We start from the raw sequence: 19,599 nt of genomic DNA, 5'->3' as shown, positions 1-19,599 counted from the left end.
CTGGAGTGTCCGAAACGGGCAGTGACCGCACCGTGACCGGCTGAGTTCCGGGGAAATGAGAAAGGGCCGGACGCTGTGGCCCGGCCCTTCTGTCAGTAGGTGTTACTCGTCTGTGTTACTCGTCGTCGCGGCGGTTGTTCCAGCCACGGTCCGCGCGGGCGCGGGGGCGGAACTCGCCGCCCTGCTCGGCGGGACGGTCTTCACGGGGGCGGAACGCGGGGCGGTCGCCGCCACGGTCTTCACGGGGACGGAAGCCACCACGGTCACCGCCGCGGTCGCCACCCTGGAAGCCACCGCGGTCGCCACGGTCGTCGCGGGGGCGGAAGCCGCCACGGTCGCCGCCCTGGAAGCCACCACGGTCTTCACGGGGGCGGAAGCCGCCGCGGTCGCCGCCGCCCTGGTACCCGCCGCGGTCCTCGCGGGGACGGAAGCCGCCGCGGTCACCGCCGCCCTGGTACCCGCCACGGTCCTCGCGGGGGCGGAAGCCACCACGGTCGCCGCCGCGGTCTTCACGGGGACGGAAGCCGCCACGGTCGCCGCCGCGGTCGCCACCCTGGAAGCCGCCGCGCTCGCCGCGGTCCTCGCGGGGGCGGAAGCCGCCCTGGCCCTGGCTTTCGCGCATCTCGCGCATCTCGCGGCGCAGGCCACGGATTTCCTTGCCCTGCGCTTCGAGCAGTTCCTTCAGTTCGGCCAGGACGGCCATCAGTTCGTCGGCGTCGATGAATTCCTCTTCGAATTCCTCGCCTTCGGCACCTTCGGCGCTGACGCTGGTGTCGGCGGCGGCTTCCTCGGCGTCGAGGACGGCGTCCTCGTCGGGTTCACCTTCCAGCTGGGGGATCAGGTCACGCAGTTCTTCTGGCGTCTGCTCACCGGGGCGCAGCTCGTTGTTGTCGGTCATGGGTTTTCTCCTTTGATTCCTGCCGCCGCCACCTGTGCGCGCGCGTTTGCGCGGCCGGGGCACGGGCTCCCGGAGGCCGGGGCGTGTGCGGGCGTGCCCCCGAGTGTACCACCCGTCAGCGCGGGCCGGGCGTTGCGCGGGCGTTCATGCTGCGTGGGGCTTCAGCGGCGGAAGTACACGCGCAGGGCCGCGCGGGCCACCAGCCACACGATCACGGCGTCCACGGCGGCGAGCAGCAGGGCCAGCAGGGGGTTCCAGCCAGTACCGAGCCACAGGGCCAGGAAGGTGAACACGGCAGACGCCGTGGCAATCAGCGTGGCGAAGCGGCGAGCGTTGTCGTCCGGCGTCCAGGAGTTCAGGTCCATGCGCGCAGCGTGACACGTGCGGGCCGCGCCTCGTGTCCCACGCGCTTTTATCGGACTTGTGGATTCGGCTCATCAGGCGGGCTGATGGGACGGGGGTCGGGTCGGCAGGCGAGGGGAATGATATGAACTCCGGTTGAAAGGTTTGCAAAACCTTTCAATCCGAGCAGATGCGAGAAGGAGAGAAACGGGTTCCGGACGTGGAGTTGGCCATCCGGTGAAGTTCCGGATGGTCAGCGAAACAAACGGAATCCGCGTGAGGGTCACGGCGCGGTCAGCTGGCCCGCCTATACTGCCTCTCATGAAGCGTGCCGCTTTCCTCCTGCTGGGCCTGCTGGCCACCGCCGCGTCCGCGCAGCGCACCGTGAACATCGGGCTGGGGTACAACCCGGACGTGCAGTTCACGCCGTTCTACGTGGCGGACAAGCTCGGGTACTTCCGCGCCGAGGGCCTGAGTGTGAAGTACCAGCACGGGTATGTGTCGCAGCTGCTGCCGCTGCTGCTGCAGGGCAAGCTGGATTTCGTGGTGGGCGACCCGGAGGACGCGATCTTCGCGCGCAACCAGGGCGCGGACGTGCGCTACGTGATGACGATGTACCAGAAGAACCCGGTGACGGTGTTCAGCTTCTCACCCCTGAACGGCCCGGAGAGCCTGAAGGGCAGGTCGGTGGGGATTCCGGGGCCGTTCGGCAGTTCGTACCACGCGATTCAGGCGGTGCTGGACAGCGCGAACCTCACCGAGGGGCGCGACGTGCGCCTGAACAGCATCGGGTTCACGCAGGTGGACGCCGTGCGCGCCGGGCGGGTGGACGCCGCGGTGGGCTACGCGAACAACGACGTGCTGCAACTGGCCCGCACCAGCGGGAAGAAGGTGTACACGCTGGACGTCACGGACGCCTACCCGATGGTCGGCGTGGGCCTGATCGGCACCGGCAAGAGCCTGACCGGGGACCTGGCGAAGAAGGTCGTGCGGGCCAGCCAGCGCGGCGTGAAGTTCACGGTGGCCGACCCGGCCCGCGCGTTCAAGCTGGCGCAGCCCGTGTTCGGCGCGAGCGGCAGCCTGGACGTCCTGCGAGCCAGCGTGCCCCTGATGACCGGCCCATACACGCAGGCGAACGGCCTGGGCGCCATGAACCCCAGCGCGTGGACGAAAGCGGTTGCGGCACTGGTCAAACAGGGCAAACTGCCCGCCGGGGCGAAAGCGACCGATTACTACACGAACGCTTACATCAGCAAGACGCTGAAATAAGGGCGACTCCGGTTGAACGATCTGCAGCATCGTTCAACCCGAGCGGATGCGACTCGTAGAGCTGCTCTGCAGAGTGGGAGCAAAGCGGGTTCCGGGCGTGGAGCCCGCAGGTCGGTGGTGTTCCGATCTGCGGGCGAAACAGACGGAATCCGTCCAGGGGAGCGGGAGGCGGGGCGCGGTGGTGCGGCCCCGCCTCCTCTGCTGCTTACAGGACGCCGCCGCCGAGGAACAGGCGCAGCGCGGCCAGTCCGAGGACGACGACGTTCAGGGTGGTCGCGCCCCGGTCCTTTGCGAGGACGGCGAGGATCAGGCCCAGCACGGCGGGCGGCAGGACCAGCAGCCAGTTCAGCCAGCCCAGCAGGGGCAGCAGGCCCAGCAGCAGGCCGATGGCGGCGAGGATGCCCAGCAGGATCGCGGCGAGTCTCATGCTCCCAGGTACGCGGATCGGCAGGCGTGGGTTGCGGCCCCTGGCTGTCCCAGACGCGCGGACGTGCGTGACGGGCGGGGTGTAGCGTGGCGGGGTGACCGGGCAGACAGGTGGGACAGGGCAGACAGGTGGGAAGAAGAAGAGTGCGGCGAGGCTGCCGCCGGGCGCGCGGGTGCGGGCCCCGCAGGTCCTGACGGCGCTGGAGGGCCTGTACCCGGACGCGCGGACGGAACTGGAGTTCCGCACGCCGTTCGAGCTGCTCGTGGCGACGGTCCTGAGCGCGCAGGCGACGGACGTGAGCGTGAACGCCGCGACACCCGCGCTGTTCGACGCTTACCCGGACGCGCACGCCATGAGCCGCGCCGACGCGGAGGACATCGAGCCGTTCATCCGCCGGATCGGGCTGTACCGCGCCAAGGCCCGCAACCTCGCGGCGCTGGCGCGGCTGCTGGTCGAACGGCACGGCGGGGAGGTCCCGAACGATTTCGACGCGGTGGTGGCGCTGCCCGGCGCGGGCCGCAAGACCGCGAACGTGGTCCTGTCCAACGCGTTCGGGTACCCGGCGATCGCGGTGGACACGCACGTGGGCCGACTGGCGCGCCGCCTGGGCCTGAGCGTGCAGACCAACCCCGACAAGGTCGAGGCGGACCTGCAGCGGCTGTTCCCACGTGAACGGTGGGTGTTCCTGCACCACGCGCTGATCCTGCACGGCCGCCGGGTCTGCGCGGCCCGTAAACCCGAGTGCGGCGCGTGCGTCATGGCGAGCTTCTGCCCGAAAGTCGGCGTGGCGTGAGCGGCAACCTGGGGCCGCAGCGGGGGCAGACGTGGCGCTTCTCGCGGCAGGTGTGGCTGTTCCTGGCGTCGGTGTTCACGTTCGGGCTGTCGCAGGCGTTCACGGCGCTGTTCCTGAACTTCTACCTGCGGGCGCTGGGCCTGGGTGCCGAGTGGCAGGGCGTCATGAACGCGCTGCCCGCCATCACCCTGGCGTGCCTGAGCCTCCCGGCGGTGGCGGTCGCGCGGCGCATCAGCAACGCGCACGCGCTGAAGGTCGGCGCGGCCCTGAACCTGCTGGGCCTGGGCCTGCTGGTCCTGGCGAACGGGCCGGTGCTGGTCATCGTGGGCGCGATCGTGCAGGGCGCGGGCGGGGCGCTGAGCATGGTCGCCGCGTCGCCGTTCATGGCGAACAACAGCGACGAACGCAGCCGCGTCACGCTGTTCAGCGTGCAGAACGCGTTGATGACCGGCGCGGGCTTCCTGGGGAACCTGCTGGGCGGGCAGATTCCCACCCTGTACGCCCAGAGCACCGGCACCGCGCCCGACGCGCTGGGCGCGCTGCGGGCCGCGCTGCTGGTCGCCGCCGGACTGCAACTCCTGGGCGTGCTGCCCGTCCTGGGCCTGAAACCCACCGGGAAGACGAAACCCACCGGGCGCAGCTTCCACGTCCGGGACCGCGCCACCATGGCCCGGCTGGTCCTGCCGAACATCCTCGTGGGCCTGGGCGCGGGCGCGACCATCCCGTTCCTGAACGTGTTCATCGAGGGGAAATTCAACGTGTCCTACGCGGGCCTGGGCACCCTGTTCGCCTGGACCAGCCTGGCGACCGCCGCCACGGCTCTGCTGCAACCCCTGCTGGTGCGCCGCATGGGTCAGCTCCAGGCGGTGCTGCTCGTGCAGGCGTGCAGCCTGCCGTTCCTGGCGGTGCTGGGCTTCGCGCCGCAGCTGTGGATGGTCACGGCGGCGCTGTTCACGCGCGGCGCACTGATGAACGCCGCCGGGCCCGTGTACAGCGCCTACGCCATGACCGCCCTGCCCGAGGAGGACCGGCCCATGTACTCCGCCGTGAACCTCATCGCGTGGGACCTGGGCTGGGCGATCAGCAGCATCCTGTCCGGCGTGGTGCGCGGCGCGCTGCCCTTCACCACCGCCTTCAACGCGCTGTTCGCGTGGACGCTGCTGATGTACGGCGCGAGCGTCCTGGCGATCTACCTGGGCCTGTACCGCCGCGCCCAGCGCACGCCCACACCCGCGACACTCAATCCATGAACGCCGCGCCGCAGGGCGAAATGAATACTCAGTTGACCTCCGAACTCATGAACGGGGGTAGACTGCCAGTGATGAGCGACACCTCCCCCCTTCGCCGCCTGCACCGCGTTCAGGAACTCGACCTGAACCTCGACCGCCTGCGCGACGAGGAAGGCAACATTTCCACTGAACTGCGTGACGCCCGCGCCGAGCAGGAACGCCTGAACAACGCCCTCGAGGACACCGAGATCACCCTGGAAGGCGTCGAGAAGAACATCCGCCGCACCGAACTCGACCTGTCCAGCATCCGCGAGCAGACCGCGCGGGCCCGCGAGGAGCAGGAGAAGAACGCCTTCGACGCCCGCGCGCAGTCACAGTACGGCAGCCGCATCCAGATGCTCAGCGAACGCGCCGACGAACTCGAAGAGGACCTCACCCCCCTGCGCGAGCAGCAGCAGGTGCTGACCGCCCGCGCGGCCGACCTGCGCGGCCAGCACCGCGCCCTGCGCCCCACCCTGGGCGCGCTGGAAGAGCAGGACGAGACCCGCGTGCAGGGCCTGCGCGACCAGGGCGAAGCGGACCGTCAGGAACGCGCGCAGCTCGCCGGGAACCTCGACGCGCGCACCATCCGCGAGTACGACATGATCCGCCGCGCCAAGAAGGGCCTGGGCGTCGTGGAGATCAAGGCCGGACGCTGCAGCGGCTGCAACGTGAACCTCCCCGTGAACGTCCAGCAGAAGGCCGCGCAGGGCAAACTGCCCCCCGTGAAGTGCCCCAGCTGCGGCCGCTTCCTGATCCGCCTCGACCTCGCGTAAACCACAAGGGAGAAACCCCACCCCAGGCCAGCAAGGCGGGGTGGGGTTTCACTTGGATGTCCGTCAGAACTCGTCGCGGTCGAACACCGTGCGGATCTGCTCACGCGTGAGGCCCTGCCCGAGCAGGATCAGCAGCAGCAGCCGGGCCTTGTGGGCGTTCAGGAAGCTGGCGGGAATCGCCCCAGCCTCGACGAGGGTGGCGCCGCCGCCCGCGTAGCCGTACACCGGCAGGACGGGTCCGGCGTGGGTGCGGGTGGCGATCACGACGGGCTTCTCGGTGCCCTGGATGAGCGGCAGGAGTTCGGCGGGGAGGTTCCCGGTGCCGAGCGCCGCGATGACCAGTCCGTCGGCCCGCGCGGCGGCCTCGGCGTAGCCCTCGCCGGTCCAGCCGGCGTAGGCGTAGAGGATCTCCACGCGGGCACGCAGGTGGGCGGGGTGGTACGTGGCGCGCGGTTCGGGCATGGCGAAGTAATGCAGACGCGGCGCGTGCCCCTCGCGGTCGATGCGGCCGATGGGACCGGGGTACCCGCCGAAGGCGTCCACGGCGGTCGTGTGGATCTTCGTGACGGTCCGCGCGTCGAAGATGTCCCCGCCGATCACGACCAGCGGCCCCCGCCCGGGGCTGTGGGGGTGCAGGGCGACGTGCGCGGCGTCCAGCAGGTTGGCGGGACCGTCCCAGCTGATCTCCTCGGCGTGGCGCATGCTGCCGGTCAGGACGACCGGGACCTTCACGTCCAGCATCAGGTGCAGCGCGAACGCGGTTTCCTCCAGGGTGTCGGTGCCGTGCGTGACGACCACGCCGTCGTGCGTGGGGGCCAGTTCGCGGATCAGGGCCGCCAGCTGCCCCATGTGCGCCGGGGTCATGTGCGGGCTGGGAAGGCTGAAGGGTTGCGCCTCGGTGACCTGCACCTGTTCCAGGCCGGGCAGGGTGGGGGGCGTCTGGGGGGTGAGGCCGCGCCCGTCGGGGCTGGGGCGGCTGGCGATCGTGCCGCCCGTGTGGATCAGTGCCAGTCGGGGCGCGCGGGCGGGCGGGGTGGCGTCACTGGGCATCACTGGCATGGTAGTCGCGGCGGCGGGGGGCCGCAGCCAGGGGTCTAGGGTCGAAGGGTCTGAGGGCGAGGGTGGCCCGCTGGGCCGGACGGCCTCCGCAGAGCGCCCCCGGAAGTCTTCGGCTCTTCGACCCTCAGACTGTTAGACCCCGCGAAACGACAGCGCCCGCCAGACCTGTGTGCTGGCGGGCCGAAGGTGGTGTGCTCAGCGGGGGCGCAGGCGCTGCCAGACGATCGCCACGGCGAAGATCGCGGCGGTCAGGGGCAGTTCGGCCAGCAGCGCCGCCTGGAGGGACGTGCCCGCCTGGGTGCGCTGCCACAGGCCGATGCCCAGCCACAGCAGCGCGGCGGCCAGTGCGATCAGCAGCGTGCGCGCCAGGGGATTCACGGTCAGGCGCGCGCGGCGTCGATCAGGGCCTGCGCGCCGCGGTCGAGCATGTCGGCGGCCAGTTCGGCGCCCAGGTCGGCGCATTCGCTCGGGTCGCCCTGCGTGGTGGCGCGGATGACGTGCCCGCCGTCCAGGGCGCCCACCCAGCCTTCGAGGGTCAGCAGGCCGCCCTTGACGGTGGCGTGCGCGCCGACCGGGGCCATGCACCCTGCACCGAGGCCCGCGAGGAATTCGCGTTCGGCGGTGATGCGGTCGTCGGTGGTGTGGTCATGGATGGCGTACGCGACCTCGATGGTCAGGTCGTCGTCGGCGCGGGTTTCCAGGGCCAGGGCGCCCTGGCCGGGGGCGGGGAGCATGATGTCGGGTTCGACGAATTCGTCGATGCGGTGGCGCATCTCGGTGCGGATCAGTCCGGCGGCGGCCAGGATGATCGCGTCGTACTCGTTCCCGGCCAGCGCGGCGAGGCGCGTGTCGATGTTGCCGCGCAGGTCGATGATCTGCAGGTCCGGGCGGTAGGCGCGCAGGAACGCCTTGCGGCGCACGCTGCTGGTGCCCACGCGGGCGCCCTGCGGGAGGTCCGCGAGGCGTTTCATGCCTTCCTTGCCGATCAGCACGTCGCGCGCGTCCACGCGTCGGGGAATGGAGCTGACCTCCAGACCCTCGGGCTGCTCGGTGGGCAGGTCCTTGAGGGAGTGCACCGCGATGTCGATCCGCTTGGCGAGCAGCGCGTCCTCGATCTCCTTGACCCAGAAGCCCTTGTCGCCCTTCTGCGCCATGGCCTCCAGGCTGCCGCGGTTGCGGTCGCCCTTCGTGCTGATGGTCTGAATGCGGAAGTCCGTGTCCGGCCATTCCTCTTTCAGGCGAGCCACCACCCACTGGGTCTGTGCAAGCGCAAGAGTGCTGCCGCGCGTTCCTACCGTCACCATCCGCATAACCCGCGCATTATACGGGCCGCGCGCCCGCCCTGCACGCCACAGGTGGGGGGCGGGGCAGAATGTGAAGGATCATGGTACGGATTCCGTCTGTTTCGTTCACCGCCCGGACAGGACACCGGGCGGCTCACTGCACGCCCGGAACCCGCTCGACTCCTGCTCGCTCTGCGGCGCAGCTCTCCGAGTTCGCTCGGGTGGACGTGGTGCTGCGCCCCATGCCACCGGAGGCCGTATGACAGGCTTTCCGGACGGGTTCGTGTGGGGTGTGGCGACATCGGCGTACCAGATCGAGGGCGCCGTGCAGGAGGGCGGGCGCGGCGTGAGCGTGTGGGACACGTTCAGCCATGCGCCGGGGCGGACGCGGGGCGGCGCGACCGGCGACGTGACCTGTGACCACTTCCACCGCTTCCCGGAGGACGTGGCGCTGCTGCGCGAGCTGGGCGTGGGCGCGTACCGCTTCAGCGTGGCGTGGCCGCGCGTGCAGCCCGGCGGGCGCGGCCGGGCGAACCCGGCGGGCGTCGCGTTCTACGACCGGCTGGTGGACGAGCTGCTCGGCGCCGGCGTGCAGCCGTGGGTGACGCTGCACCACTGGGACCTGCCGCAGGAACTGGAGGACGCGGGCGGCTGGCTCAGCCGCGACACGGCGTACCGCTTCGAGGAGTACGCGTTCCTGGTCGGGGAGCGGCTGGCGGACCGCGCGGCGGCGTTCATGACCCTGAACGCGCCGTCCGTGGTGATGCTGCGCGGGTACGCGCACGGCACGCACGCGCCGGGGCGGACGCTGGGCCTGGGGGTGTTCCCGGCGGCGCACCACCAGCTGCTGGCGCACGGGCTGGCGGCGCGGGCGCTGCGGGAGGCGGGCGCGCGGCAGGTGGGCATCGCGAACCAGTACGCCCCGGCGCTGCCTGCCACGGACCGCGACGCGGACGTGCAGGCGGCGGCCCTGATGGACGCGCTGCACAATCACCTGTTCACCGATCCCCTGCTGCGCGCCGCGTACCCCGCGCCGGTCCTGGACCTGCTGCGCGAGCACGCCCCGCAGCTGCTGGAGGCCGTGCGCCCCGGTGACCTGGACGTGATCGCCGCGCCGCTGGATGTCCTGGGCGTGAACGATGCCCCGCCGGACTGGGTGCGGGTCGATCCGCGCCGTCCCTTCGGGGCCGCACGGAACGCCGTCCCGGAGGATGAGGCGACCCGGGCCGGAAGCCTCACCCAGACGCTGCTGGACCTGAAGGCACGCCACGGGGACGCCTGCCCGCCGCTGGTCGTCACGGGCCGCGGGTGCGCCCTGCCCGACACGCCGGACGCGGACGGGCGGGTGCGGGACGCGGCGCGCATCCGCTCCCTGGAAGCGCACATCGAGGCCACCCGATTGGCAGTCCAGAAAGGTGCGCCGGTCACCGGGTATCTTGCGTGGACTCTCATGGACAACTTTGAATGGGCGGACGGCTTCGACCAGCGTTTCGGGCTGGTGCACGTGGATTTCGGGACGCAGGTGCGGACCCGCAAGGACAGCTTTTCCTGGTGTCAGGCGTGGCTGCGGGAGCAGGCGTGAGCGCCGCCGCCCCCGCACCCCTGGTGCCCAGCACGCCCGTGTCGTGGCGGTTCATGCTGCCGTACACGCTGGCGACCCTGGCGATGTGGATGGCCTTCAACGCCCCCGGGCAGGTGCTGATCGGCGAGCAGCTCATCAGCCTGGACGAGGGCCGAAAGGAAGCCAACCTCGCCCTGATTCTCGGCGTGGGCGCGCTGATCAGCCTGCTCGCCAACCCCATCTTCGGCGCGCTGAGTGACCGCGCCCGCGGACGCCTGGGCCGCCGCCGCCCGTACCTGATCGGCGGGGCCATCGCCGCGACCGCCGGACTGCTGCTGCTGGGCGTGGGCGGCAGCGTGCCCATCCTGGTCGCCGGGTGGGGCCTGACGCAGCTCGCCCTGAACGCCTACCAGGCTGCGCTGACCGCCGTCATCCCCGACCGGGTCCCGCCCAGCCAGCGCGCCACCGTCAGCGGACTGGCGGGCCTGTCCCAGGTGCTCGGCACGATCCTCGGCGTGGGCCTCACCGGCCTGCTGCCCGTCATGCTCGCCAAGTACGCGCTGCTGGCCGCGCTGCTGCTCCTCGCCATGCTGGGCTTCGTCCTGACCAGCCGCGACCCGCAGGCCCCCACCACCCCACCCGCCCCCCTGACCCTGGCCGGGTTCCTCAGCCCCCTGCGGCACCGGGACTTCGCGCTGGCGTGGCTCACGCGCGGGCTCGTCACGCTCGGGTACGCGCTGGGCACCACGTACCTCCTGTACTTCCTGCGCGACCGCGTCGGCCTGAAAGACCCCGCCGCCGGAGTGTTCCAGGCGAACCTCGCCGCCGGGGGCGCGCTGCTGCTCACCGTCATGCTCGGCGGCATCCTCAGCGACCGCCTGGGGCGGCGCAAGGTGTTCGTGATCGGCTCCACCGTCGTCATCGCCGCCGGGCTCCTGACCCTCGCGCTGCTGCCCACCTGGCCCGGCACGCTCGCCGCCGCCGCCCTCATGGGCGCAGGCTTCGGCGTGTACCTCGCCGTGGACGTCGCCCTCATCACCGAGGTGCTGCCCAGCGCGCACGACAGCGCCCGCGACCTCGGCGTGATCAACGTCGCCCTGACCCTCCCTCAGACCTTCGCGCCCGCCCTGTGCGCCCTGTTCGTCACCAGCCTCGGCGGGTACACCCCCCTGTTCCTCGTCGCGGCCGTCATCACCCTCATCAGCGCCGCGCTCGTACAGGGCATCCGCGGCGTGCGCTGACGCACCCGGGCCGCCCCTTGCCGCACAATCGGTGAAAGGTCACGGCCCGCCCGCGCGCCGTGGCGTACCGTCAGCGCATGACCATGCATGCCTTCACGGCCACCCAGCCCGGTGAACCCCTGACCCTGCAGTGGACGCCCGTGCCCACCCCGGCGCCCGGCCCGGGTGAGATCCGCGTGCGGCTGGCGGCCGTGACCGTCAACCCGGTGGATTTCAAGCTGCTGCGCGGCGGGCATCCGGCCTGGACGTACCCGCACGTGCCCGGCGTGGACGGTGCCGGGATCGTCGAGGCGGTCGGACCGGGCGTGGAGACCCTGAGGCCCGGGGACCGCGTCGCGATGCACGTGGACCTCACGCGGCCCGGCGTGTTCGCCGAGGCGGTCGTCACGAGCGCCCACACGGTCGCGCGCGTGCCCGACGGGGTGCCGCTGACGGTCGCGGCGGCGCTGCCCTGCGCGGGCATGACCGCGTACCAGAGCCTCGACCGGCGGCTCGGCGTGCGGCCCGGTCTGTGGCGGCCCGGCGACTGGGTGCTCGTGAACGGCGCGAGCGGCGGGGTGGGCGGGTACGCCACGCAGCTCGCGCGGCGGGCGGGGGCACGCGTGATCGGCGTGGCGTCCGCCGCGAACCACGAGTACCTGCGGGCGCTGGGGGCCGAGGTGACCCTGGATTACCGCGTGGGGGATCTGGCCGCGCAGGTGCGCGAGGTGACGGGCGGGGCGGGCGTGCCGGCAGTGGTCGAGACGGCCGGGCAGGCGACGGCGCTGCTGGACGCCGTGGCGTTCGGTGGGGGCATGGCGTGCGTGTTGGGCCTGCCGGACCTGCCCACCTACCGCGTGCACCCGGCGAAGATCAGCGTGCACCCGATCGCGCTGGGGGCCGCGCATGCCAGCGGCGACCGTCGCGCGCAGGAGGATCTGGGCGTCATGCTGGGTGAACTGCTGGCGCTGGTCGTGGCCGGCGAGTTCGATCCGCTGGTGACGGATGTCCGGGAGCGGGAGGCGCTGCCCGCGACCCTGGCGGAACTCGCGGCGGGGGGCGTGCGCGGCAAGCTGGTCGTGCGCATGAGCGGCGAGGCGTGACCGGGACCGGCCACCCCCTCTGTCCCGCGCCCTGCGTCCCCATGTCCATGCGCCACTCGGCGGATGCGTTTCCAGCGCCGGGTGGCTAGCCTGGGAGGATGTCGTCTTCTGCCGCTGTGTCTTCGTCTGTTCCGCCTGATTCGCCGCCGCGGAGTGCGTTGGGGGTGCTGGGCACGTACCTGGGGCCGCTGCGGTGGCAGGTGGGGGCGCTGGCGGCGCTGCTGCTGACGGGGACGGGCCTGAACCTGCTGCTGCCGCAGCTGTTGCAGCAGTTCGTGGACAACGCGAAGCGGGGCGCGGGCGCGGATGTGGCTGGGCTGGTGCGGCTGGCGGGCCTGTACATCCTGCTGGCGGTGGGCGTGCAGCTCATGACGGCCGGGGCGACGTACGTGGGTGCGCGGGTCGGATGGACCGCCACGAACCGCCTGCGCGCGGACCTGATGGCGCACCTGCTGTCGCTGGACATGCGCGAGCACAAGGAGCGCACGCCGGGCGAGATGATCGAGCGGATCGACGGGGACGTGACGGCCCTGAGTAATTTCTTCTCGCAGTTCGCGGTTCGGGTGTTTGGCGCGGCGCTGCTGCTGACCGGCGCGCTGGTCATGTTCTTCCGGGAGGACTGGCGGATCGGGCTGGGCGTGACCGTCTTCACGGCCATCACGCTGACCGCCATGAACCGCGTGCGGAAACTGGGTGTGGAACCCACCCGCCTGGAACGTGAGGCGAGCGCGCGGCTGTTCGGTTTCGTCGAGGAGCGACTGGCGGGCCTGGAGGACGTGCGGAGCCTGGGCGCCGGTGGGCATCATCTGCGGCGCTTCCTGGACGTGCAGCGCACCTTCTTCACGCGCTCGATCAACTCGTGGCGGCGGCGCAGCGTCGTGTGGCAGCTGAGCATGGCGCTGTTCGCGGTCGGGTACGTGGGCGTGCTGGGCGCGGCGGTCGGCCTGTACGCGAGCGGCGCGATCACGCTGGGCACGGCGTTCCTGCTCTACCAGTACATGACGCTGGTGGAGGAACCCATCGACCAGCTCACGCAGCAGCTGCAGGACCTGCAGAAGGCCGGGGCGAGCCTGGGGCGCGTGTCGGAACTGCTCGCGCTGCGCAGCGCCGTCCGCGGCGGGACCACCTCCCTCCCGGCGGGACCGCTGCCGCTGGCGTTCCGGGACGTGACGTTCAGCTACGCCCCCGAGGACGCGGCGGCGCGCGGCGTGCTGCGCGGCGTGACCTTCGACCTGCCCGCCGGGCAGACCGTGGGCCTGCTGGGCCGCACCGGCAGCGGCAAGACCACCCTGACCCGCCTGATCTCGCGCCTGTACGACGCGACGCAGGGCGAGATCCTGCTGGGCGGCGTGAACGTGCAGGCCACGCCCCTGCACGACCTGCGCTCCCGCGTGGCGGTCGTCACGCAGGACGTGCAGCTGTTCCAGGCGAGCGTCCGGGACAACCTCAGCTTCTTCGACCCGCACGTCACCGATGCGCAGGTGGAGGCCGCGCTGCACGAGGTCGGCCTGAGTGCCTGGCTGGCCCGCCTGCCCGAGGGCGTGCGGACGCCGCTGCCCACTGGGAGCCTGTCCGCCGGGGAGGCGCAACTCCTGGCGTTCGCGCGCGTGATGCTGCGCGACCCGAGCCTGATCATCCTGGATGAACCCAGCAGCCGCCTCGACCCCGCCACCGAGGCCCTGCTGACCGCCGCGATGACCCGCCTGCTGTCGGGCCGCACCGCGATCATCATCGCGCACCGCCTCGACACCGTCGCCCGCGCCGACCGGATCCTGGTCCTCGGGGACGGCGAGGTGCTGGAGGACGGCCGCCGCGAGGACCTCGCCCGCGACCCCCGCAGTCACTACGCGGCCCTGCTGCGCGCCGGACAGCTGAACGAACACGAAGGAGTGCTGGCGTGAGGCGGGGAGTAGGGAGTGGGAAGTGGGCAGTGGAACCACCTCACACGCCTCTCTTCGTTCCACTCACCACTGTCCACTCACCACTTTCTGGAGTCCGACTATGACCACCTCTCCCCTCCCCCAGCCGCCCGTGCCTGTGAAGGAGCGGACGTTCGCGCTGTCGAAGGAACTGTTCCGCTACAAGCCGGGTCTGTTCGCGTTCAACCTGTTCATGTGGAGCATGGTGCACGCCAGCCCCGCCCTGCTGACCCTGGCGGTCAGTGGCGTGTTCCGCGCGCTGGAGCAGGCGGACGGCCTGAAGACCGGCGGGCAGCCCTTAGGCCCGGCGATTGCCGCGGCGTGGGTGTCGGTGGCGTGGTTCGCGTTCGTGCGCCTGAGCCGCTTCGGGATCTTCTACGGCGCGTTCCGCGCGTGGATCGAGCTGTGGTACACCCTGGACGCCCTGGTGCGCCGCAACCTCCTGAACTACCTGCTGACCGCCCGCCGCTCCCGGCGCCTGCCCGACACGCCCGCCGAGGCGGTCAGCCGCTTCCGGGACGACGTGGACGACGTCGCCGGGTACACGGAAGTGTGGGTGGACGGCGCGGGCTTCGTCCTGTACTCGGTGGTGGCGATCACGCTGATGGCGCGCGTGGACCCGCTGATCACGGCGCTGGTGTGCACGCCGCTGCTGCTGATGGTGGTGTTCGTGCAGCGCCTGTCCCCCACCATCCGCGCGTACCGCCGCCGCATGCGCGAAGCGACCGCCCGCGTCACGGACTTCATCGGTGAGACCTTCGGGGCCGTGAGCGCCGTGAAACTCGCCGCGCGCGAGAACGGCATGGTCACGCACCTGCGCGCTCTGGGTGAGACCCGCCGCCACGCCGCCCTGCGGGACGTGCTGCTGACCGAACTGATCCGGGGCGTGAACACGAACATGGTGAACCTCGCCGTGGGGCTCGTGCTGCTGCTCGGCGCGAACAAGGTCCGCGGCGGGACGCTGGACGTCGCGGACTTCGTGCTGTTCATCGGGCTACTGCCCCGCCTGACCGGCAGCATGGGCTTCTTCGGGGACGCCATCGCCCGTCACCGACGCACGGGCGTCAGCTACGACCGCATGACCCGCCTGCTGCAGGACGCGCCGGACACCACCATCGTCGAGCACCACGACGCCTACCTGAACCGCGAGGCGCCCGCCGCGCCCCCCGCCCCCGCCGCCATCCCCCTGCGCGAGTTGCGCGTGGACCGCCTGACTGCCCTGCACCCCAGCGGCCTGGGCGTGAGTGAGGCGAGCTTCAGCGTGGGGCGTGGCGAGTTCGTGGTGGTCACCGGCCGCATCGGCAGCGGCAAGAGCACCCTGCTGCGCGCCGTGCTGGGCCTGATCCCCACCCAGTCCGGCACCGTCGCCTGGAACGGCGAGATCCAGGACGACCCCGCCTCGTTCCTCGTCCCGCCCCGCAGCGCGTACACCGCGCAACTCCCGAACCTCTTCAGCGACACCCTGCGCGAGAACATCACCAGCGGCGCGAATGAAGCCCACCTGAACCGCGCCGTGCAGCTCGCCGTGCTCGAACCCGACCTTCACGCCCTCAGCGGCGGCCTCGACACCCCCGTCGGCGCGCGCGGCGTGAAACTCAGCGGCGGGCAGATCCAGCGCGCCGCCGTCGCCCGCATGCTCGCCCGCCCCGCCGACCTCCTCGTGTTCGACGACGTCAGCAGCGCCCTGGACGCCCGCACCGAGGCGCAACTCTGGCAGGGCCTCGCCCAGACCGACGCCACCTGCCTCGTCGTCAGCCACCGCCGCGCCGCCCTCCTGCGCGCCGACCGCATCCTCCTGATGGAAGGCGGTCGCATCACCGACGAGGGTACCCTGCCGGACCTGCTGGAACGCAGCGACGAGATGCGCGCCCTCTGGGCCGAACAGGACGCGTAACCGTACAACGAGAACAGGGGGTGTCCGCTCAGCCGACGCCTCCTGTCTCCATGCCCGCTCAGCGGTCTGTGGTGATGGTGTACGTGCCGTCGCCGCTGCCCTGGACGGTGACGGTGCCCTGGCGGTCGGTGCGGTACACGCGCGCTCCGGCCTGCTTGTAGAGGTTCAGGGCGGTTTTCGTGGGGTGCCCGTAGGTGTTGGAGGCGCCGACGCTGATGACGACGTTCTCGGGGCGGACGTACGCGAGCCAGGCGGCGCTGTCGCCGTTCGCGGCGCCGTGGTGGATGCTCTTGTACACCTGGAAGGGGCCCCTGAGATCGTCGCGTTCCTGCGCGAGCCAGCCTTCGGTTTCCGGGGTTTCGCTGTCGCCGGTCATCAGGGCGCGGAAGGTGCCGAACTGCAGGGCGACGCCGACGCTGTTCTCGTTCTGCCCGTCGCCCATGCCGGGGGGTGGGGCGATCACGCGGAGTTTGACGCTGCCGAGGTTCACGGTCTGGTTGCTGGCTTTCGTGAAGGTGCTCCCGGCGTCCTGAAGGTTCTTCACGAGGCGGTCCCAGGTCTGGGTGGTGCCGCCCAGGCCGTTGTTGATGAACACGCGTGGTTTCAGGGTGGCGGCGGGGACGAGGCCCGCGATGTGGTCGGCGTCGGCGTGCGAGGCGATCATCAGGTCGAGCTTGTCGAGGTTCAGGTCGCGGATGTAGTCGCGCATGCGGTCGCTGCTGCGGCCCCCGTCGATCAGGGCGGTCTTGCCTTCGGGGCTCTGGATGAGGATGGCGTCGCCCTGCCCGATGTCGAGGAAGCGGATGGTGACCTGACCGGCGGGGCCGCCGGTGGGTTTCGTGTCGCCCTGGCCGCCCTGTTTCATCCAGCCGCACGCGGCGAGGCTGGCGGTGCCGATCAGCACGAGGACGCCCAGCAGGTCCGAGGGACTGGGGCCCTTCCGGTCGGGCGTTTTGCCCTTTGTGCGATTGCGGGGTGGGGGTTTCGCCCCGGCGTTCGCGGTGGCTTTCGGTAGGGCTTTCGGGGTGGCGGGCGCGGCGGGGTCGGTCCGCGTGTCGGCCTTCTTCGCGCCGGGCTTCTTCGGGCTGGGCTTTCCGGGGGCGGTCTTCTTCGCCCGGTCGGATGCGGCGGGTTTCTTCGGGCCGGTCACAGGTCGATCTCTCCCTGTTCGTTGGTGGGCGGGGCCTGACGGGCGTTCAGGGCGTCCAGCTTCGCCTGCGCGTGCTCGCGCCGCTCCTGCGTCTCCTGGGGCAGCGCGCGGAAGATCACGCCGTCCGGGCCGTCCTGCACGGCCAGCAGGTCTCCCTCGCGCACACCGTCCGGGAGGTGATGGGCGGGGACGTCCACGGTCTCCCCGTCGGGGCGTTCAAGTCGCGCGACCGGCCCGCGCGGGGTGTCCTCGATGGCGTCCACCGTCCAGCGTTCCGGCCAGTGGTCCGGCCGGGCCCCCTGTTCTGTCTCGGGACGAAGTTCTTCGCTGCTCATGTCCTCAGCGTAGCGCGTGGCTGGGGGGTCAGGGTCGGTCATGACGTCTCCTCCGGGAACATGATCAGGTGCGCGCGGGCACGTTTCGCGGCGTACATGTGCCGGTCCGCGCGGCGCATCCAGTCCATCAGCGACTCGTCGGCGCGGCGCCCGGCCAGCCCCACGTTCACGAACGGCACGTCCGGCAGGTCCCGCGCCGACAGGCCCTCCAGTCCCGCCCGCAGCAGCGCCGCGGCCCGCTCCGGCCCGGCAGGCAGCAGCAGCGCGAATTCATCCCCACCCAGCCGGAACGCCTCCCCGCGCGTGGCGGTCAGGTCCAGCAGCGCCTCCCCGATGCCGCGCAGCACCGCGTCACCCGCCGCGTGCCCCAGGCGGTCGTTCACGCGTTTGAAATCCTGCACGTCCAGCACCGCGAGCGTCCACTCGCCGGCCGTCCGGCGCGCCTCCTCGCCCCGCAGCGCGAACTGCCGGCGGTTCAGCAGCCCGGTCAGCGGATCGGTGTTCGCCTCGCGGGCCAGCCGCTCGTGCAGCGCGGCGTTCTCCAGCACGATGCCCAGCTGCACGCCCAGCAGGTTCAGGAACTCCAGGTCCTCGGGCGTGAAGGCGTCCCGCTCGTAGCTCTGCACGGACAGCACGCCCAGCACCTCCCCCCCGGCGCGCAGCGCCACGCCCATCCAGGACAGGGTGTGCGGCAGGTCCGCGCGGTAATGCACGCGCACGACCGTCAGCCCCTCGCGTTCCAGGTAGGTGGGCAGGTCGTTCTCCAGCGTCACGCGGCCCGTCACGACCCGTTCCAGCAGCCCGTCCGGGCGCGGCCCGATCCACTGCTCGCTGATCACGTCGATCTCCAGGGTCTGCACCGACCAGCCGCCGCCCGGCGTGGGCCGCGCCAGGACGGTCACGGGGGACGCGAACAGCGCCTGCACCTGCTGGTGCATGCTGCGCAGCAGGTCCTCGGTCCGGGCGGTCCGGGACAGCGCGGCGATCACCTGCACCAGCGAGCGGTAACGGGCGATCTGCCGGGTGGAATCGGTGTCGAGGGGGTTCACCTTCCGGAAATTGTGTCATATCCGATCTTTCGTGATCGTCACATCCGCCCAGGCGCCGAAGTGAGGATCGGGGACATTCCCGCGCGGGGGCCGGGCGTATCCTGCCGGTATGAACTGGCTCTCCGACCCGGCGCTCGCGCCCATCGTCCAGAAGGTGGAAGCGGGCCAGCGCCTGAACTTCGAAGAGGGGATGCAGCTGTTCAGGACACGGGACCTGAACACCCTGATGCGCCTCGCGAACCTCCGCAAGACGGCGCTGCACGGCGACAAGGTGTACTTCGTGCACTCCATGCGACTGGAGTTCACGAACATCTGCTACGTGGGCTGCACGTTCTGCGCGTTCGCCGCGCACAAGAACGAGGCCCGCGCCTGGGACTACAGCCCCGAGGAAGTCACGCGGCAGGTGGGCCGCCGCTACGTGCCCGGCATCACCGAACTGCACATGAGCAGCGGGCACCACCCGAACCACAAGTGGGAGTACTACCCCGCCATGGTCCGCGCGCTGCGCGAGGCGTACCCGGACCTGCAGGTGAAGGCCTTCACCGCCGCCGAGATCGAGCACCTGAGCAAGATCAGCAAGAAACCCACCCTGGAGGTGCTGCGCGAACTCCAGGCGGCAGGGCTGAGCGCCATGCCGGGCGGCGGCGCCGAGATCTTCGCCGACCGCGTGCGCAAGCAGGTCGCGAAGAACAAGGTCAAGGCCGAGAAGTGGCTGCAGATCCACAGCGAGGCCCACAGCCTGGGCATGCGCACGAACGCCACCATGCTCTACGGGCACATCGAGACGCTGGAAGAACGGCTGGATCACATGCACCGCCTGCGCGACCTGCAGGACGACTCCCTGGCCCGCCACGGCGGCGGCTTCCACGCGTTCATCCCACTGGCATTCCAGCCGCTCGGCAACACCCTGGCGCAGAACCTCGGGAAGACCGAGTACACCACCGGCCTGGACGACCTGCGCAACCTCGCCGTGGCGCGCATCTACCTCGATAACTTCCCGCACATCAAGGGCTACTGGGTGATGATCGGCTCTGAACTCACGCAGGTGAGCCTCGACTGGGGCGTGTCCGACATCGACGGCACCATCCAGGAGGAACACATCGCACACGCCGCCGGAGCGACCAGCCCCATGAAACTCAGCGAGCAGGGCATGATCCGCATGATCCAGCACGCCGGACGCCTCCCCGTCCTGCGCGACGCGTACTACAACGAACTCGCCACGTTCCCCGCGCAGAGTGAGGCCGCCGACTGAC

Annotated in this window: 19 protein-coding genes; 10 read left to right on the top strand and 9 right to left on the bottom strand. The window is 71.1% G+C overall.

Translation table 11 applies throughout. The features are described from left to right. Positions 1-115: 115 nt before the first annotated feature. The gene (locus EXW95_RS12245) at positions 116-898 is read right to left on the bottom strand and encodes a hypothetical protein (RefSeq protein ID WP_174367674.1); all 783 of its coding nucleotides are present in this window, start codon (positions 896-898) and stop codon (positions 116-118) included. 161 nt (positions 899-1,059) lie between these two features. Further along, positions 1,060-1,263 (bottom strand): hypothetical protein, encoded by a 204-nt coding sequence (locus EXW95_RS12240; protein WP_174367673.1) that lies wholly within the window; start codon positions 1,261-1,263, stop codon positions 1,060-1,062. A gap of 298 nt (positions 1,264-1,561) precedes the next feature. Between EXW95_RS12240 and EXW95_RS12235 the strand changes: the two genes are divergently transcribed. Beyond that, complete coding sequence (locus tag EXW95_RS12235) at positions 1,562-2,509, top strand: ABC transporter substrate-binding protein (protein ID WP_174367672.1); 948 nt, start codon at positions 1,562-1,564, stop codon at positions 2,507-2,509. Between the two features lie 205 nt (positions 2,510-2,714). Here the strand turns inward: EXW95_RS12235 and EXW95_RS12230 are convergent, their stop codons facing one another. Further along, entirely contained in the window at positions 2,715-2,936 is a 222-nt protein-coding gene (locus EXW95_RS12230) for a hypothetical protein (RefSeq protein WP_062159414.1), read from the bottom strand. A gap of 94 nt (positions 2,937-3,030) precedes the next feature. Between EXW95_RS12230 and nth the strand changes: the two genes are divergently transcribed. The 3 genes from nth to EXW95_RS12215 all read left to right on the top strand — a co-directional run bounded on the left by nth (position 3,031) and on the right by EXW95_RS12215 (position 5,773). Then, positions 3,031-3,729: an endonuclease III gene (gene nth / locus EXW95_RS12225; RefSeq protein ID WP_174367671.1), complete on the top strand. Its 699-nt coding sequence runs from the start codon at positions 3,031-3,033 to the stop codon at positions 3,727-3,729. After that, positions 3,726-4,979 (top strand): MFS transporter, encoded by a 1,254-nt coding sequence (locus EXW95_RS12220; RefSeq protein WP_371810041.1) that lies wholly within the window; start codon positions 3,726-3,728, stop codon positions 4,977-4,979. Before nth ends, EXW95_RS12220 begins: the two co-directional genes overlap by 4 nt. Positions 4,980-5,050: 71 nt before the next feature. Further along, positions 5,051-5,773, top strand: a complete 723-nt coding sequence (locus EXW95_RS12215; protein ID WP_174367670.1) for a zinc ribbon domain-containing protein — start codon at positions 5,051-5,053, stop codon at positions 5,771-5,773. A gap of 63 nt (positions 5,774-5,836) precedes the next feature. On the opposite strand, the gene EXW95_RS12210 is transcribed toward EXW95_RS12215, so the two are convergent. The 3 genes from EXW95_RS12210 to hemC all read right to left on the bottom strand — a co-directional run bounded on the left by EXW95_RS12210 (position 5,837) and on the right by hemC (position 8,142). Further along, positions 5,837-6,823: an asparaginase gene (locus EXW95_RS12210; RefSeq protein WP_174367669.1), complete on the bottom strand. Its 987-nt coding sequence runs from the start codon at positions 6,821-6,823 to the stop codon at positions 5,837-5,839. A 204-nt stretch (positions 6,824-7,027) separates the two neighbouring features. After that, on the bottom strand, positions 7,028-7,210 hold the full coding sequence (locus EXW95_RS12205; RefSeq protein WP_174367668.1) for a hypothetical protein: 183 nt from the start codon (positions 7,208-7,210) through the stop codon (positions 7,028-7,030). Between the two features lie 2 nt (positions 7,211-7,212). After that, positions 7,213-8,142, bottom strand: a complete 930-nt coding sequence (hemC, locus tag EXW95_RS12200; protein WP_174367667.1) for a hydroxymethylbilane synthase — start codon at positions 8,140-8,142, stop codon at positions 7,213-7,215. 232 nt (positions 8,143-8,374) lie between these two features. Between hemC and EXW95_RS12195 the strand changes: the two genes are divergently transcribed. The 5 genes from EXW95_RS12195 (at position 8,375) to EXW95_RS12175 (ending at position 15,812) form a co-directional block, all read left to right on the top strand. Next, positions 8,375-9,697 (top strand): GH1 family beta-glucosidase, encoded by a 1,323-nt coding sequence (locus EXW95_RS12195; RefSeq protein ID WP_174367666.1) that lies wholly within the window; start codon positions 8,375-8,377, stop codon positions 9,695-9,697. Then, a complete protein-coding gene (locus tag EXW95_RS12190; protein WP_174367665.1) occupies positions 9,694-10,917 on the top strand; it encodes an MFS transporter in 1,224 nt (407 codons plus the stop codon). The genes EXW95_RS12195 and EXW95_RS12190 overlap by 4 nt, the downstream gene beginning before the upstream one ends. A 77-nt stretch (positions 10,918-10,994) precedes the next feature. Further along, positions 10,995-11,999 (top strand): zinc-binding dehydrogenase, encoded by a 1,005-nt coding sequence (locus tag EXW95_RS12185; protein WP_174367664.1) that lies wholly within the window; start codon positions 10,995-10,997, stop codon positions 11,997-11,999. Between the two features lie 98 nt (positions 12,000-12,097). Next, entirely contained in the window at positions 12,098-13,900 is a 1,803-nt protein-coding gene (locus EXW95_RS12180; RefSeq protein ID WP_174367663.1) for an ABC transporter ATP-binding protein, read from the top strand. 100 nt (positions 13,901-14,000) lie between these two features. Continuing rightward, positions 14,001-15,812 carry an ABC transporter ATP-binding protein gene (locus EXW95_RS12175; RefSeq protein ID WP_174367662.1) on the top strand — a complete coding sequence of 604 codons (1,812 nt, stop codon included), beginning with the start codon at positions 14,001-14,003 and terminating at the stop codon, positions 15,810-15,812. Positions 15,813-15,870: 58 nt separating this feature from the next. Here EXW95_RS12175 and EXW95_RS12170 read toward each other — a convergent pair whose 3' ends face one another. The 3 genes from EXW95_RS12170 to EXW95_RS12160 are packed head-to-tail and all read right to left on the bottom strand — an operon-like array spanning position 15,871 to position 18,346. Continuing rightward, a complete protein-coding gene (locus EXW95_RS12170) occupies positions 15,871-16,962 on the bottom strand; it encodes an MBL fold metallo-hydrolase (protein ID WP_371810040.1) in 1,092 nt (363 codons plus the stop codon). Beyond that, entirely contained in the window at positions 16,959-17,339 is a 381-nt protein-coding gene (locus tag EXW95_RS12165) for a DUF3006 domain-containing protein (protein WP_254605603.1), read from the bottom strand. The genes EXW95_RS12170 and EXW95_RS12165 overlap by 4 nt, the downstream gene beginning before the upstream one ends. Further along, positions 17,336-18,346: a sensor domain-containing diguanylate cyclase gene (locus tag EXW95_RS12160; protein ID WP_174367661.1), complete on the bottom strand. Its 1,011-nt coding sequence runs from the start codon at positions 18,344-18,346 to the stop codon at positions 17,336-17,338. The genes EXW95_RS12165 and EXW95_RS12160 overlap by 4 nt, the downstream gene beginning before the upstream one ends. Before the next feature lie 109 nt (positions 18,347-18,455). Here EXW95_RS12160 and mqnE point away from each other — a divergent pair, with 109 nt between their 5' ends. Beyond that, on the top strand, positions 18,456-19,598 hold the full coding sequence (gene mqnE / locus EXW95_RS12155; RefSeq protein ID WP_174367660.1) for an aminofutalosine synthase MqnE: 1,143 nt from the start codon (positions 18,456-18,458) through the stop codon (positions 19,596-19,598). Position 19,599 lies beyond the last annotated feature (1 nt).

It is taken from the genome of Deinococcus sp. JMULE3 (assembly GCF_013337115.1).
In the GTDB taxonomy this organism is placed as follows: domain Bacteria; phylum Deinococcota; class Deinococci; order Deinococcales; family Deinococcaceae; genus Deinococcus.
The sequence above is the reverse complement of the archived record's forward strand: the minus strand, read 5'-3'. Positions and strand labels throughout refer to the sequence as shown.

What these genes read in the sequence shown, in the direction of transcription:
- EXW95_RS12240 (WP_174367673.1), bottom strand. Translation starts at nt 1,263, where the DNA reads ATGGACCTGAACTCCTGGACGCCGGACGACAACGCTCGCCGCTTCGCC.
- EXW95_RS12195 (WP_174367666.1), top strand. Translation starts at nt 8,375, where the DNA reads ATGACAGGCTTTCCGGACGGGTTCGTGTGGGGTGTGGCGACATCGGCG.
- EXW95_RS12165 (WP_254605603.1), bottom strand. Translation starts at nt 17,339, where the DNA reads ATGACCGACCCTGACCCCCCAGCCACGCGCTACGCTGAGGACATGAGC.
- mqnE (WP_174367660.1), top strand. Translation starts at nt 18,456, where the DNA reads ATGAACTGGCTCTCCGACCCGGCGCTCGCGCCCATCGTCCAGAAGGTG.
- EXW95_RS12235 (WP_174367672.1), top strand. Translation starts at nt 1,562, where the DNA reads ATGAAGCGTGCCGCTTTCCTCCTGCTGGGCCTGCTGGCCACCGCCGCG.
- EXW95_RS12215 (WP_174367670.1), top strand. Translation starts at nt 5,051, where the DNA reads ATGAGCGACACCTCCCCCCTTCGCCGCCTGCACCGCGTTCAGGAACTC.
- EXW95_RS12245 (WP_174367674.1), bottom strand. Translation starts at nt 898, where the DNA reads ATGACCGACAACAACGAGCTGCGCCCCGGTGAGCAGACGCCAGAAGAA.
- EXW95_RS12175 (WP_174367662.1), top strand. Translation starts at nt 14,001, where the DNA reads ATGACCACCTCTCCCCTCCCCCAGCCGCCCGTGCCTGTGAAGGAGCGG.
- EXW95_RS12180 (WP_174367663.1), top strand. Translation starts at nt 12,098, where the DNA reads ATGTCGTCTTCTGCCGCTGTGTCTTCGTCTGTTCCGCCTGATTCGCCG.
- hemC (WP_174367667.1), bottom strand. Translation starts at nt 8,142, where the DNA reads ATGCGGATGGTGACGGTAGGAACGCGCGGCAGCACTCTTGCGCTTGCA.
- EXW95_RS12230 (WP_062159414.1), bottom strand. Translation starts at nt 2,936, where the DNA reads ATGAGACTCGCCGCGATCCTGCTGGGCATCCTCGCCGCCATCGGCCTG.
- EXW95_RS12185 (WP_174367664.1), top strand. Translation starts at nt 10,995, where the DNA reads ATGACCATGCATGCCTTCACGGCCACCCAGCCCGGTGAACCCCTGACC.
- EXW95_RS12210 (WP_174367669.1), bottom strand. Translation starts at nt 6,823, where the DNA reads ATGCCCAGTGACGCCACCCCGCCCGCCCGCGCGCCCCGACTGGCACTG.